The following is a 14,641-nucleotide window of genomic DNA, read 5'->3' on the forward strand; positions in this document are numbered from 1 at the left end:
ATTGGAAATAATGGATCCTTTGTTTGATAAAAAGGCTAATTTTGTTGGGTGGTTATTAGAATATAGTAATGTATTTAATAATGATTTAGAATGGGTAGCATATATAAATAGTAATTATGTTTGGTCAAAAAAAACTAGAATATGGATTGGTGGATTAAGAGGTACTAATCTATTAGATAGAGAGGGTCGGATTGTAGCGTGGAGTATTAGTGGACCAGTAGTTGGAGGTATAGAAATTATAAAAGCACCACTTGATATTGGACCTCCATTTCTGTCAGTTGTACCTATTATTCATGAGTTTCCATTTAATCCAGGGTATGCACCTGAGCCTGCAGGCGAATGGTCGAAGCTAACCTTCACTCAATGGATTAATCAAAGGTAGGTGTTTGATTTATGCTTCAAATAGAAAGAAATTTAATTAGAACTCAAATTTTATTTGAGTTATATGAAAATTTATTTTGTATTTGCACTTACAGAAATATTACAAGGCAAGAATACAAAGTCTCAGGTGTAAACAAGTGTGAGATAATTGCAGCTCTTTTTTATTTAGATGACAGAGGATTTATTAATGTAAGGACGACAAGTGAAGATGATGTTCTTATCATCTATATTAGATCCAGAGGGATTGATGAAATTGAACTTAAAATTAAAAAAGCTACCACATTAGCCCTATCTTCTAGCTTTAATAAACTACTTATTCCAAACTTCGATAATGTCCCTGATGACTGCTAAATTACTTTATACGCAATGTGTATCTATGAAAGAGGATGTGATTATATTGAAAACAGTTAATATAATTTTTGTTAGTGGAAATGAGGTTACACTAATGCTTGATGATAATGATAGGCGTAACTTAATCTCTTGGCTTAATGATAGTGAAAATCCCAATAACGTCTATGTGTTAAAACAAAAAAGCGCAAATATTGAGACGTTTATAACATATACAATTTATAAAAGCAAAATAGAATATGCGGTATATTAATTTGAACCTTATAGTTTGAAAAAAATTGATTTTGCTTGAGTTATAACTTATTCTTTTTCATAATTATCCCCCCTTTGATTTTTCTAAATAAAATAATTTATCAATTGGCACATGATAATTTTTATTTAATAATACCATATTTACCATAAATTAAATATATTAAAATCCCTTTTAGATTAGTTTTAATTAATAACTATACTTACTATTATAACAACTATATTCAACTTTTTGTTGACTATATACAACATAAATACTATAATAAATCTATGTGGAGGGATATTATGGTAAAAAGAAAAAAGCTATTTAATACAAAAATAAAGGTTCTTAGAGCTGAAAGAAATTTAACACAAGAAGACTTGGCCATAGATTTAGGCGTAAATAGAAGTACTATTTTAGAAATAGAAAGGGGAACTTTTAATCCATCTCTGAAACTTACTTTTTCTATAGCAAACTACTTTAATAAAAGCATTAATGAAGTTTTTGAAATTGTGGAGAAGGATAAATAATGAATAATTTAGGAAATGCATTATTGCCTGTACATGTTGCATTTGCCACTCTTATAGTATCTTGTTTTTTTATGACATTGACTGTAGACGATGATGAATTACATTAATATGCAATGAATAAATCAATCAAAGTTTCCGTTATAATAACAATATTGACTTTAATGGGATATTCTCTTTATAAATTAGTTTCCGGTAGTGGTGTTATTAGTATTAATGTGATTTTCTTTGGTATAGAGGGTTTAAGCCTTTTAACATTATTATTATTATTATATTATCTTGAATTAAAGGGATTTAGCTTATCTTTTAAAGAAAATAAAAAAATGGGCGAATTTTTAACTACAGTGTCAATAATTATAAGTATATTTACTACAATTAGTATATTATTTGAACTTAAATTGTTTGCTAACCCTACAGGAATTATTAGATATGATATGCTAATATTATTAATAAATTTTCTTATTCTACCATTAACAGTACCTTTTTTTCCTAATAGGAACAAGATACTTAGTCGAGATGCCTATAAAAAAGAGCAAAAAGAGTTGAAGAAAATATTTAATATTTTCATAGTAATATATGTAATATTTAAGTATTGAAGAAGCATTTTTTAGAAATTAATTATATTTTCTAATTTAAAATAACATATAATACAAAATTCAATAATAGCTAATTAAAAGAGAATTATAGAGAATATACAAAGTATAGTTAAAGCTATATTTTTTTAATTATATGATTTGGAGGGGAATTAAAAAATGAATAAAAAAATATATAATAAAAAAGGTTTTTGGAGCGGTGTTTTTTTCTTTTATTATCGGTTGTCTATATTATACTCTTAATAAATAATTGGAATGATATGAATTCAATAAGAAATGGTAAGAATATTTTATTCACTATTATTTGCTTATTAATTGGTATTTCGCAAATATACAGAGGGCTAGATAGTAAGTGTACAACAGAGGATACAAAGGACGATGATGAAAGAAAAAAACTAGTCACACTCAAAACTGAAAGTAGTACCTATAAAATCACATTTAATATTAGTATTGTTTTAACTTTAGTATTAGCAGTTGCCATAGGCGTTACGAAAAATGATGATTTATCAGGCATTTTCGTAGGAGTAGCAATTATGCCAACCATTATGATCATTTCTTATATATTTGCTAATGATTATCATAATAAACGTAATTAAATAATATAAATTAATATAGAAGTATAGTTTTAGTAAACTTACTAAAGGAGGAAATTATGCCTAAAATGCAAGCTAAAATATCAATTAATAATAAACACCACATTTCAGCTATAGACCAATTCACAGATCGTACTGGATTTATAGAAACATTTTGGAATTCTATGAAGGGGTTAAATACTGATGATACTAAAGTATTAGTTTATTATGGTGTAGGTGGAATAGGCAAAACTAGTCTAAGAAAAAAATTACAATATGAGATAGATAAAACAGATAAAAATATATTATGGAGTTCTATAGATTTTGAAATCAAGCAGCATAGAGAGGTGGATAATGCCTTAATATTTTTAAGAACAGAATTAAGTAAAAAATGTAAAATTGATTTTACATTATTTGATTTTGCTTATGCATACTATTTAAAAAAAACAAGTCCTCAAATACCACTTGATAAAAAGTCTTTGCCATTTGTCGAAAATGGATCTTTGATTGCTGATATTATAAAAGCATTCGATGACGTTCCATTATTAGGTATTCCAACTAAGATTGCTATGCTTCTTAGCAAAGGCCATAAAATATATAAAGACTTAACTACCCAAAAAAGAATACAAGAGATAGTCGACATGTCAACGAAAGAACCAATAGAATTATTGGAATGGTTACCTTTATATTTTGCAAAAGATTTGAAGAGATATACAGATACAAAAAAAAGAAAAGTCGTTATATTTTTAGATACATATGAAGCACTTTGTGTTAGTAGTAATACCGATAAAACTTTTATTGAGGCAGATAAATGGATAAGAGATGTATTAGTTCCAAGTTTGCCGGGGGTTTTGTTTGTAATTTTAGGTAGGGAAAAGTTAAGATGGGAAGAGATAGATGTTGGCTGGGGTCAATGTGTAGAGCAACATATTATTGGAGCCCTAGCAGACGAGGATGCGAAGAAATTCTTGGTATCCTGTGGAATTGAGGATAAAGATATTATTAACTCAATTGTTGAAATTTCTAAGGGCCATCCTTACTCGCTAGATTTGTGTGTTGATACATATGAAGCTATTAAAAAGGAAAGAATGCCAGCAAAAGAGGATTTTCTTTATAACAATAATAAGATACAAATATTTGAAAGACTTATGAAATATATACAAATTACAGAGCGGGAAACATTAAAGATACTTTCGGTTCCAAGATTTTGGGATGATGAGATATTTACGATTCTAATAAAAAAATATAATACGGGATATCCTACATCTGCTATAAATGAATTTTGTAATTTTTCTTTCATAAGTAAGAGAGAAGTAGGGCAAACGTGGGAAATGCATGATTTAATGAAAAAAAGTCTTAAAGAATATCAAGGGAAAGAACAAGTGTCAAAAATACATAAAATTATGTTTGACCATTATTCTAATAGTTTAAAGGAAACAAATAATAAAAGTGAAGAAATATATTTCAATGAAGCCTATTATCACGGTAGAAATTTTTTGGAAAAAGAGGCTTTAGGGATTTGGTTTCTAGATAAGTCAAATTATTTCTTGAAAATAGGAAATGTATTATTTTTAAAAAAATTATTCGAAGAAATATGGCAAGATTTTAAAAATGAATCTGATGGGAGTGAGCTTTCATCTTTGTTTTCAAAATTATCCTATAAGCTAGGTAAAATTTATATTAATTTAGGAAATTACAAAGGGGCAAAAGAAGTTCTTAAATATGCACAGGGAAAAGGTGATAAAGTTGAAAGGGTAAATATAATTAGTTTATTAGCAATACTTAATAAAACTACATATAACTATAAAGAGTCTGAGAATTATTTTATAAAAGCTATAAGTAATTATGAAAATATTGAAAAAGATAGTTTTAACATAGATAATTCTATAAATAAAATCAAACTAATAATTGAATATGGAAAATTGAAAGTATACCTTTCAGAAAATGATGAAGCAGCAGATATTTATAATAAAGCTCTAATAGACATAGAGGACTTATTAAAAAAGAATAATGAAGTATATACATTATTAAATTGTAAAGCGGTTGTACTTGAAAAACTAGGTGAAGTAAATAGTATATTTGGTAATTACGAAATATCTGGGGAATTGTATAAAAAAGTAATCGAAATTTATAATCAAATAAATAATGGGCATGAGTTAAACCTAGAAGATAACAGTGATTTAATATATACTTTGAATAATAACGGCATGGTATATAAACGACTTGCAGAATATTATGTTAAATTAGGACAAGTTGAACAAGCTAAATTTAATTATAGAAAAGCTTTGGGAATTTATGAAAGCTCAATAGAAAAGTTCTCTGAAAATGTTGATACGTATAAAAAAATTGGATTTGCAGCAGGGGGTCTACTAAGACAATTGGTAAAGGACAGTTCAGCAAACGAAGAGATTATCTTGGCTTTTGATAAGTGTTTAGAAGGATTTGATAAGGCTATAGAACTATCACCTAAAGATGTATCCGCTATTCATTCTAGGGGCGGGGCATATACGATGATAGGAAAATTTTATGAGGATGAATTGAATTATAATAAAGCACTAGAGTTCTATGATATAGCTGTTGAATATTCATTAAAGGCAAGTGGAATTCAGCCAGATTATTTATATGCATACGATGGAAAAGCAAAAATTCTAATATATAAGGCTGGAATTCAGACAAAGATGGGAAACAAGGAAATGGCATTAAAGCTTTATAAAGAGGGACTAATTACAATTAATGAAATTTTAAAAAGGTCACCAGAAGCACTCTATGCTATAGATAAGAAAAAAACTATTGAAACAAAGATATTTGAATTAAAAAATATATAATCTTAATTTTTTATATCAGCTAAATTTAAAAAGTAACCAATCCTATACTCTTTCTTTATAATAATTGAGATAAGCAATTATCAATTATCAATTATTGTAAGGAGGAGTATTTTTATGTTTAATAGTTCAAAAGAACTGGATATATCAAGAAGTATTTTATACAAAACTCTCTAGATAGTATGCTTGCGCCCTACATAATAAAGATGGAATATAAATTGCTTAATAATAGTATAAATAGTATAAATAGGTTAAATTCTTTAAGAAGGGAGGATAAATCTCAAGAATACACGGTTTATTTATTACTAAATAGTAGATTATAAAAATATTTGGGGGGTGTACAGAAAAATGGCAAAAATTAATACAGTACAAGAAGCAGTAGAAAATATTAAAGATGGTATGAAAATTATGACCGCAGGTTTTTTAGGTGTAGGTGCTCCGCTAAAGATAATAGATGCATTAGCAGAAACTGGTGTTAAGGATCTTACAATTATTCAAGCTGTATCAGCTCATCCAGGAGAAACTCACGATGTTGGTAAGCTTGTATCAAATAAACAAATAAAAAAATTTATAGGTGCTCATATTGGAACTTGCCCTGAAATTCAAGAACAATACAATGCAGGTACATTAGAAGTTGAATTTATACCTATGGGAACTGTAGTAGAATGCATAAGGGCTGGTGGAGCTGGACTTGGTGCAGTGGTAACACATACAGGAGTGGGAACTGTTCTTGAAGAAGGTAGAGAAAAAATGATGATAGACGGGAAAGAATATTTGGTTTATCCACCATTAAAAGCTGATGTTGCCATAATCAAAGGTTATAAAGCCGACAAGCTTGGAAATATTCAATATAGAGGTACAACTAAAGGGACAAATACAATTATGGCGCTTGCTGCTGATTTAGTTATAGCTGAAGTGGATGAAATTGTTGAAGCAGGTGATATCGCACCTGATAGTGTTGGAACACCGGGTATATTAGTAGACATAATAGTTAAAGGTGATTCTTTAGAAGCTAGAAGAAAATATTTTGAAGAGTTATGGATAAGAACTAAAAAAATGAAATAAGGAGGGTTATTAAGATGGATAGTAGAGAAATAATTGCTCGACGAATCGCAAAAGAATTTAAAGACGGAATGGTTGCTAATTTAGGATTCGGAATACCTAATATGGCTGCAAACTATTTGCCAGATGGAGTAAAAGTAACGCTTCAAGCAGAAAATGGAGCTTTGAATTTTGGACCAACTCCTAAAATAGGAGAATCTGATCCGGATTTTGCAAACTCCGGCGGAGCCCCTATTACTTTATTACCAGGTGCATCAACATTTGATATGGATCTCTCCTTTGCAATAATAAGAGGAGGACATGTTGATATAACTGCCTTAGGTGCTTTAGAATGTGACCAAGAAGGAAATATTTCTAACTGGATGATACCAGGAATCTTTGCACCAGGTATGGGAGGTGCTATGGACCTTTTAATAGGAGCAAAATGTGTAATAGCCGCTTTAAGTCATAATGATAAAAAAGGTAATTCGAAGGTGCTAAAGAAATGTACATTACCTTTATCCGCTGCAAAATGTGTTGACATTATAATTACAGATAAAGCGGTTATGAATGTTACAGATAAGGGCTTAGTATTAATCGAAGTTGCACCAGGTTTAACTGTTGATGAAGTAATAAAGTGCACTGATGCTGATTTAATAATAGCTCCTGATGTTAAGGAAATGGAAATATAATATGTTTATCTAGAAAATGAAGTTTAATAAAAAATGTATATATCATGTCTATAGATATTATATATTTGTAACCGATTTAAGGGATAGATGAAGGGAGATCATTATATGGAATTTAATGTAGAAAGACGATTCAAGAATCCACTGGTTAGCGGAGCAGTTGCAGTAGTTATAACTTTTTTAATTGCTTGCATAGGATGGCCTATATGGGGACTTATTGTAAAGGGTATCATAAGTAATTTGGCTAGTGTAGGATTAGCACAAGTAGATGCAGCAGCAAAAGGCCAATATATTAAAGATGTTACAGAAGGAACTTTCTTCTGGATGTCTATTAATTCATGGGTATGGCTTACTCTTTTATTTGGTAACTATGGTAAATATGCAAAGGGCAAAAAGCAACCTAGTGCTGGGTTAAGATATGCTGCTATAGCATTCTCACTTGGTGCAGTAGCTATGCTTGTTATGATAGGCTTTTTAGGAATATGGTGGAAGCCATTTAACTTAGCTACTATGTTCATTCCTCAGACTGGCGCGCAAGTTTTACTTGCTACAGAAGGATGGGCTACAGCTAACTTCTATGCAGTGCCTGTACTTATTTGTCAGATTCCGATTGTATCAATATTCGAGAAATGGCCTTTTGCAGGTAAAATAGATGCCCCTTTAGATGGATTTGGTGTTATGATGACAACAACAGTTTTTGCAATACTTGTATGGATGGCAATGGTTATTCCTAGTTTCTTAAAATTTCAATTAGGTGGAGAAGCTGCAATTATTACACCTATGGGATCTTGGCCATCAGTATTAGCCTTCTGCCAAATTTTTATATTCCTATTTTTATTCCCTGGCATAGGTGGAGAGCAGTATCCTTATAAATTATTTACAAAAAGGCAACCATGGAAAGGTTTAATTGGTATTTCTATTTCTTTGGTAGGAGCATTAGTAATTAGAGGTATTTTGAGAATAGTGCTTGAACCAATGAATCTTCTTAACGGACAACCGGTAGATCTTGTAATTGCTTCATTGGTTTTATCTATTGTCACTACAGCCCTTTTATGGCACCACCAATTCTTCGATTATCCTTCAGAAGATAAAATTAAAAGTTCAGGAGCAAGATTTTTGATAAGACTTGCAATTGTATTAGTGGTTGGAACTATCATGGGATTAATATGGATGAAAGTTTATAAAATTCTTCCATTTGGAGGGAATGATATGGGACTCGGTTATGCAACACTTGGCATAATCGCTGGACAATTTGTATTTATGATGCCATTTCTATATCTGAACACTTTCTTTGATAAATGGCCATTAATAAAACAAGTTAAAAAGTAATTAATAATTATTCCAATATACACAATATTTGCGGGTACCAATGGTGATGGTAAAACTTCAATTTAAAAGAGCAGCTATTAAATATTATTATATTTAATAGCTGCTCTTTTATAGTGAAAATAGAGAAACAAATTGTATTTACAATTTGTTCATGTACCCTCCGTCGAAATTTTATAAACGGAGAGAATTTGGTAAAGAATTTTTATTTATAATCTGTTGGCGTTCCCCATAGTTCTATACGATTAAACATAGGATAAACAGAATTAAATTTCACATAAATAGGTGCTTTATCTAAAGAAGAATTTTCTCTAAAAAATTCTCTATCTCCATATCTAATCGCCGAAAGTGCTAGCGGTAATTCTTTTACGAAAATGCTATTACGTACCGCTGACATTATTGGGTTCTTTTCTTTATCTACCATAACATTAACCATCAGTGCGTAATCACTATTAACCATGATCCATTCTGCCAGCACTTCATCCCTCATGTCAGTGATTTTATCATAATCATACTTTGCTGCAATAGTCAAAAATAATTTTCCGGTAACGTCTGAATGAGTAAGGGTATATTTCCTAGGAATGATTGGTTTTGTTTCACCTGTTCCCATTCCAAAATTAACGTGTAACATTTCCCTATTGAATTTGTTCAAAGCTTTCCCTCCATAATATAAATACATTATATATATTATGGAGGGAACTGTTGTAATGTTCTTGTTGTGCACTTAAGGCTAGACATTTTGTTAAACTAGTAGTTTACATCTTAATATTATATTATTGTGGCTGCATTACACCTGAAAAAACAAGCCATGCTAATATTGACTTAGCTACTAAACTAAGGATTATATAACCTCTTTCGCCATAGATATAGTTTTTCCATTTTCCTATTTTTAAATATTGTAGAATCATATTAATAGGAAACAAATTAAAGAATATAAAATATGAAGCAAATATTGCATAAACAAATACAGGTACTTTATTTAAGCTTGAATTGCCAAATGCATACATAATTATTATAATCCAAGGCCCCAAACCGGCTATAGATCCAAATATAAATGCATACCAATCTGTCTTTTTTGTATATTGGTTTATTCTTTCCATAAGCAAGCCAAATAAATTCATTGAAGCATTTAAAACAAATATTGCTATTAAAAGACCAATATCATATACACCAAATAATAAGGCAATTAAAGTTATCATTAAAGATGAACTAATGGAATATTCATACCATCTAAATGGATTCATACCTTTTTCTATATTACGATTATAAACATCATTTATCTTAGGAATTACAATTAAGAAATGAAATAGTGCGGATATTAATAAAAAAAGCGAGACACCTATAGCAAATGGAACATCAAACATCTTTTGATTGTCAGTTACGAGTCTCATTGTGGTAGTGTCAAATTTTAAAAAATTTGAATATACTGGAAGCTTAAAGGCGATAACCTTTTCAATTGTTAAAGCAAAAAATAACATAAGTGCTCCTTGTATAAAGTGTAAAAATCCCATAACTAAATTAAATTTGCGAAGTGATTTCAATTTATTAATTTTTTCCATTTTAAAACTCCTTTTAATACATATTATTAAATATATTATATTCTATATTGTTGTAAGATTCAACTAATTTATAATAATTGTTAGTTAATTATTGTTATCAAGTATGAGAAATTGATTAATAGATAAATCCTTTATCTTTTGTAAAAAAAATACTATAATTAATAAGGAGAACATATTAATTATAGCTATAAAAAAATATTAAAGACAAGCTATTTCAACTATGAATTTACGTAAGGTTTGTCTATAAATTGAGGAGTTTATATATGAGAAGAAAAGATATACTTGAATTAAAAAGACGTTTTAAAAAAGAACAATGTACCTTCACTAAAGTTTGTGGCTGCTATGTTAATGGAGAAAAACATACTATTTTAAAATTTAGAGAAAGTTTTCTAAATTTAGATGAGGAAGAATACTTTAAATATTTAGAAATTGCTAAAAAAGTATTGTCTGGAACTATTGGAAATAATATTTTAGAACTTAACTTTGAAGTTAATGAAGATTTTACAAATGAAAGACAAACTTCGCTTATGCAGCTTAAAAACAGTCAATTAAAAGATGATGCTTATCTTGATAATCTTTATGATTTGATTATAGATAATTATGATTACACTGGTAATTTTTTAATACTATTTTTTCACGACGCTTATGATGTTGTTAGCAAAACCAGAGATAATATAAAGATAGATGAATCTGAAGAAGTGTATGAATATGTGTTATGTGCAATATGTCCAGTTTCACTTTCAGAGCCTGGTCTTAGATACTTCGAAGAGCAAAACGAAATAAAAGCACGTATTAGAGATTGGGTAGTCGAGTCCCCAACTAATGGTTTTGTGTTTCCTGCCTTTATTGATCGTAGTGCAGATGTTAACTCTATTATGTATTACACAAAAAATGCAAAGGATACACATACTGAATTAATGGAAAATGTTCTAGGTTGCCTTTCAAAACAAACGGCTACAGTGCAAAAGGAAACATTCCAATCAATTATTAAAGATTCTTTTAGCGAAGGTGATGATAAAGCTGATAAAATTTTTATGGATATACAAGAAAATCTAAGCACTATGATAGATGAATACGATGACTTAAACGATGATCCAGATAGTGAACCCATAAGCCTAACAAAGAAGGATATACAAAAACTCTTAATAGAAAGTGAAGTTCCAAGCGAAATTACAACTTTGATTGAAAACTCATATGTAGAGAACTTTGGTGATGATAGTACTCTAGCTAAAAATTTAATTGACGCAAAAGCTCTCAAGGAAAATGTGCAAAGAAAAAAGGAAGAACGCCTTCACAAACAGGTAGAAACACTACAAGCAAGACTTGATGAAGTTAAACAAGACAATGCTATAGATAAGGAAGCTCAAATGGCTACACAAGATAATGATGACAATGTGGCTTTAGAAGAAGCTTCAACAACTGATTTAGAAAAAGTGGTAGAAACTAATTTAGAGAAGGTTCCAGATTTATTATCAGAAGATAATAAGGTTACCCCTGATTATGATGTTATACTACAAGTAAAACCAGAAAAAGTATCTCAAATAAAATCTCAGATAATTAATGGCCAAAAATGCATAGTTATTCCTATTAACGACAATGAACAAACTACGGTTAATGGTATAGATAATTTGATTTAAAACAATTCCTGAGGATTATGAATATTGTAAAGCAGAAAAGCACTTACCACAAACTAATAGTTTGTGGTAGCATAAAATCTATTTAAAATAACGATATTTGTTCAGTTTTCTCATTATCACTTATAATCACAGAATTGTAAGTCAGTGATTCAATATTATGCAAATATCTTTCCATATCGAATTTTCTTTTTAATCCTTTATCATTCATAAATCTAACTAATCCAAAGATAGATCTCTCACCCCAAGGTCTATCATGTTTTCCAAAGCACCAAGCTATCCCCGCAAATCCATTTGCGTCCCTACCATCTAAAAGGTACTTGTTATTTAAATAAATAGCAGTATTATAAGCTTCCTCTGGGGTTTTACTCCATTCTAATATTTTCTTTCCCCAATACATCCTCATATAGCCATGCATTTTACCTGTAATAAGCATTTCCTTTTGCGCAGCATTCCAATAACCATCATGAGTTTGTGCTGTTTCTAGTTCTTGAATAGAATAAATAAACTCTCGTGCGTCTACCAAATGTTTTTCAAGAGTATTAATAGCCCAAGATGGAAGTGATTCATAACAATCATATTTATCATTATAAAAAACAAAATTCATACTTAATTCTCTTCTAATTATTAATTCTTCTAAAAAGGCTTTTTTATCTTCTATATATACATCCATTAATTTAATGTATATGTACAAGGGAGAAATCTGACCAAAATGTAGATATGGACTCAAATTAGAAGAATAAGCTTTTGAGGGCTCATTTTTAAGTTCACTATAATGTGACAATTTGCTTAAAATAAATTCTTCAAGTAATAGCTTAGCATTACTAGTGCCACCTTTATAATATAGTACTCTCTTAACTGTTTTATCAATTTTAAGCTGTGAAATAGCCTTATCGATATCTTCTATATCATATTCATCAAGTGGAAGATTAAGATCAGTAGAATCTATATCACATTCTCTTTCGTTAAGCGGCAATGCAAACTCCTCTAATCTTTTGCTTAACTTATTTCTAAGGGTATATGCAGAATATTCTTCTTTTATAGAAGCTAATTCCACGGGTACAATGACATTAGTCTCTACCTGTACCACGCAGCATTTCGAATTTTGGGCTAAAAATGTTCTCCACTTTCTTTCTATCCTTAAATATCCTCTATCCACTACCATTAAGGCTGCAAAAGATGATATTTCTAAAGCTCCATTTTCAGGAGATATTTTTCGGATAATCATTTTAATATTTCTTCTAGCTAATTCTATTTTTACTTCTTTTAATCCCTCTAGCATAAAATAATAGTGTCTTTCATTTGCCTCTGGGAAATTATCAGTTAATCCAAAATACACAACTAATGGCTTATTAAGCTCATTGGCCTTCATTATGGCATACTCTAGGGCATGATTATATTCTGTTCTTTGAGAGCATTGCATCCAGTAAACCACATAGGGATTATCAATTATTTTTTTATTGTTTAAGATTTTAATTCTATCTTGTGAAATCATTATTTTCAGCTCCATTATTATAGATTATTTTCCCCATAATTATAAGCTAATTATAAATTTTCTATATTGTTTTGTAAAGCACAATAATAATGATTCTCCGGTAACGTATATCCTTAGTAAGGATATATTTCACTCAAAGATTTTGCTCCATAATATAAATACATTATATATATTATGGAGTTAAATGTTGGAATGTTCTTGTTATGCACTTAAAGCTAATATTATATTAATGTGGCTGCATTACACCAAAAAAAACAAGCCATGCTAATATGGATTTTGCTACTAAACTAAGAATTATATAACCTCTTTCCCCATAGATATAGTTTTTCCATTTTCCTATCTTTAAATATTGTAGAATCATATTAATAGGAAACAAATTAAAGAATATAAAATATGAAGCAAATATTGCATAAACAAATACAGGTACTTTATTTAAGCTTGAATTGCCAAATGCATACATAATTATTATAATCCAAGGCCCCAAACCGGCTATAGATCCAAATATAAATGCATACCAATCTGTCTTTTTTGTATATTGGTTTATTCTTTCCATAAGTAGGCCAAATAGATTAATTGAAGCATTTAAAACAAAGATTGCTATTAAAAGACCAATATCGTATACCCCAAATAATAAGGCAATTAAAGTTATCATTAAAGAGGAACTAATGGAATATTCATACCATCTAAATGGATTTATCCCTTTTTCTATATTACGATTATAAACATCATTTATTTTAGGCATTACAATTAAGAAATGAAATAGTGCAGATAGTAATAAAAAAAGCGAAACACCTATAGCAAATGGAACATCAAATATTTTTTGATTGTCAGTTATGAGTCTCATTGTGCTAGTATCAAATTTTAAAAAATTTGAGTATACTGGAACCTTAAAAGCAATAACTTTTTCAATTGTTAAAGCAAAAAACAACATCAGCATTCCTTGAATAAAGTGTAAAAATCCCATAATTAAATTAAATTTGCGAAGTGATTTGAATTTATTAGTTGTTTCCATTTTAAAACTCCTTATAATATATTATTAAATACATTATATTCAACGTTGTTGTAAAATTCTACTAATTTGCTAATTGTGATCTAAATGTTAAGTTTTTAATTATTTTTGATATTAATAACAACTACTTAGATTTAAACTGTTTTTAAGTGCTATTTTTGGTATAATTGTATTAATGAAGAAAATCCTATTTATTTGTTGTTTGTCTTGATTCAATTATATCCAATAAAAGAATGTTCTTCATTATTTTTGATGTAAATACTGAAATTACAGGCTATAGCCTAGATAAATTATGTGCGAAAGTTGAGGATATAATTAAAAAGCAATACTTTGAGGTTTGGATCACATAACTTATGAAAAGAAAATTTACATAAATATAATAATATTTAGTATTATTACGAGGAGTGACAATTATG

At 29.2% G+C, this 14,641-nt stretch carries 15 protein-coding genes; 11 read left to right on the forward strand and 4 right to left on the reverse strand.

The features are described 5' to 3' along the window. Position 1 precedes the first annotated feature (1 nt). From Q0649_RS07315 to Q0649_RS07360, 10 genes are all read left to right on the forward strand, one after another. Positions 2–382 (forward strand): 4-fold beta flower protein, encoded by a 381-nt coding sequence (locus tag Q0649_RS07315; protein WP_298839510.1) that lies wholly within the window; start codon positions 2–4, stop codon positions 380–382. Positions 383–393: 11 nt separating this feature from the next. Beyond that, positions 394–732, forward strand: coding sequence for a hypothetical protein (locus tag Q0649_RS07320; protein WP_298839513.1), 339 nt, complete (start codon positions 394–396; stop codon positions 730–732). 46 nt (positions 733–778) lie between these two features. Next, positions 779–982 (forward strand): hypothetical protein, encoded by a 204-nt coding sequence (locus tag Q0649_RS07325; protein ID WP_298839516.1) that lies wholly within the window; start codon positions 779–781, stop codon positions 980–982. 281 nt (positions 983–1,263) lie between these two features. Continuing rightward, positions 1,264–1,488, forward strand: a complete 225-nt coding sequence (locus Q0649_RS07330; RefSeq protein WP_298839519.1) for a helix-turn-helix transcriptional regulator — start codon at positions 1,264–1,266, stop codon at positions 1,486–1,488. A 113-nt stretch (positions 1,489–1,601) separates the two neighbouring features. Continuing rightward, complete coding sequence (locus Q0649_RS07335) at positions 1,602–2,081, forward strand: hypothetical protein (protein WP_298839522.1); 480 nt, start codon at positions 1,602–1,604, stop codon at positions 2,079–2,081. Between the two features lie 257 nt (positions 2,082–2,338). Further along, positions 2,339–2,674 (forward strand): hypothetical protein, encoded by a 336-nt coding sequence (locus Q0649_RS07340; RefSeq protein ID WP_298839525.1) that lies wholly within the window; start codon positions 2,339–2,341, stop codon positions 2,672–2,674. 56 nt (positions 2,675–2,730) lie between these two features. Further along, a complete protein-coding gene (locus tag Q0649_RS07345) occupies positions 2,731–5,475 on the forward strand; it encodes a hypothetical protein (protein ID WP_298839528.1) in 2,745 nt (914 codons plus the stop codon). 345 nt (positions 5,476–5,820) lie between these two features. Then, complete coding sequence (locus Q0649_RS07350; protein WP_298839531.1) at positions 5,821–6,537, forward strand: CoA transferase subunit A; 717 nt, start codon at positions 5,821–5,823, stop codon at positions 6,535–6,537. Between the two features lie 14 nt (positions 6,538–6,551). Then, positions 6,552–7,205 carry a 3-oxoacid CoA-transferase subunit B gene (locus tag Q0649_RS07355; protein WP_298839534.1) on the forward strand — a complete coding sequence of 218 codons (654 nt, stop codon included), beginning with the start codon at positions 6,552–6,554 and terminating at the stop codon, positions 7,203–7,205. A gap of 105 nt (positions 7,206–7,310) precedes the next feature. Beyond that, positions 7,311–8,531, forward strand: a complete 1,221-nt coding sequence (locus Q0649_RS07360) for a hypothetical protein (RefSeq protein WP_298839536.1) — start codon at positions 7,311–7,313, stop codon at positions 8,529–8,531. 202 nt (positions 8,532–8,733) lie between these two features. On the opposite strand, the gene Q0649_RS07365 is transcribed toward Q0649_RS07360, so the two are convergent. Together Q0649_RS07365 and heR (Q0649_RS07370) are read right to left on the reverse strand one after the other, a co-directional pair. Further along, on the reverse strand, positions 8,734–9,180 hold the full coding sequence (locus tag Q0649_RS07365) for a staygreen family protein (RefSeq protein WP_298839538.1): 447 nt from the start codon (positions 9,178–9,180) through the stop codon (positions 8,734–8,736). A 121-nt stretch (positions 9,181–9,301) separates the two neighbouring features. Next, positions 9,302–10,087: a heliorhodopsin HeR gene (gene heR / locus Q0649_RS07370; RefSeq protein WP_298839541.1), complete on the reverse strand. Its 786-nt coding sequence runs from the start codon at positions 10,085–10,087 to the stop codon at positions 9,302–9,304. 263 nt (positions 10,088–10,350) lie between these two features. On the opposite strand from heR (Q0649_RS07370), the gene Q0649_RS07375 reads away from it, so the two are divergent. Continuing rightward, positions 10,351–11,724, forward strand: a complete 1,374-nt coding sequence (locus Q0649_RS07375) for a DUF4317 domain-containing protein (protein WP_298839544.1) — start codon at positions 10,351–10,353, stop codon at positions 11,722–11,724. Between the two features lie 82 nt (positions 11,725–11,806). Here Q0649_RS07375 and Q0649_RS07380 read toward each other — a convergent pair whose 3' ends face one another. Both Q0649_RS07380 and heR (Q0649_RS07385) read right to left on the reverse strand, forming a co-directional pair. Beyond that, entirely contained in the window at positions 11,807–13,216 is a 1,410-nt protein-coding gene (locus tag Q0649_RS07380; protein ID WP_298839546.1) for a deoxyribodipyrimidine photo-lyase, read from the reverse strand. Between the two features lie 226 nt (positions 13,217–13,442). After that, a complete protein-coding gene (gene heR, locus Q0649_RS07385) occupies positions 13,443–14,228 on the reverse strand; it encodes a heliorhodopsin HeR (protein ID WP_298839549.1) in 786 nt (261 codons plus the stop codon). Positions 14,229–14,641 lie beyond the last annotated feature (413 nt).

Origin of the sequence: uncultured Clostridium sp. (assembly GCF_937920395.1) — a bacterium.
GTDB lineage: Bacteria > Bacillota > Clostridia > Clostridiales > Clostridiaceae > Clostridium_AD.

What these genes read in the sequence shown, in the direction of transcription:
- Q0649_RS07320 (WP_298839513.1), top strand. Translation starts at nt 394, where the DNA reads ATGCTTCAAATAGAAAGAAATTTAATTAGAACTCAAATTTTATTTGAG.
- Q0649_RS07330 (WP_298839519.1), top strand. Translation starts at nt 1,264, where the DNA reads ATGGTAAAAAGAAAAAAGCTATTTAATACAAAAATAAAGGTTCTTAGA.
- Q0649_RS07335 (WP_298839522.1), top strand. Translation starts at nt 1,602, where the DNA reads ATGAATAAATCAATCAAAGTTTCCGTTATAATAACAATATTGACTTTA.
- Q0649_RS07340 (WP_298839525.1), top strand. Translation starts at nt 2,339, where the DNA reads ATGAATTCAATAAGAAATGGTAAGAATATTTTATTCACTATTATTTGC.
- Q0649_RS07345 (WP_298839528.1), top strand. Translation starts at nt 2,731, where the DNA reads ATGCCTAAAATGCAAGCTAAAATATCAATTAATAATAAACACCACATT.
- Q0649_RS07350 (WP_298839531.1), top strand. Translation starts at nt 5,821, where the DNA reads ATGGCAAAAATTAATACAGTACAAGAAGCAGTAGAAAATATTAAAGAT.
- Q0649_RS07355 (WP_298839534.1), top strand. Translation starts at nt 6,552, where the DNA reads ATGGATAGTAGAGAAATAATTGCTCGACGAATCGCAAAAGAATTTAAA.
- Q0649_RS07360 (WP_298839536.1), top strand. Translation starts at nt 7,311, where the DNA reads ATGGAATTTAATGTAGAAAGACGATTCAAGAATCCACTGGTTAGCGGA.
- heR (WP_298839541.1), bottom strand. Translation starts at nt 10,087, where the DNA reads ATGGAAAAAATTAATAAATTGAAATCACTTCGCAAATTTAATTTAGTT.
- Q0649_RS07375 (WP_298839544.1), top strand. Translation starts at nt 10,351, where the DNA reads ATGAGAAGAAAAGATATACTTGAATTAAAAAGACGTTTTAAAAAAGAA.
- Q0649_RS07380 (WP_298839546.1), bottom strand. Translation starts at nt 13,216, where the DNA reads ATGATTTCACAAGATAGAATTAAAATCTTAAACAATAAAAAAATAATT.
- heR (WP_298839549.1), bottom strand. Translation starts at nt 14,228, where the DNA reads ATGGAAACAACTAATAAATTCAAATCACTTCGCAAATTTAATTTAATT.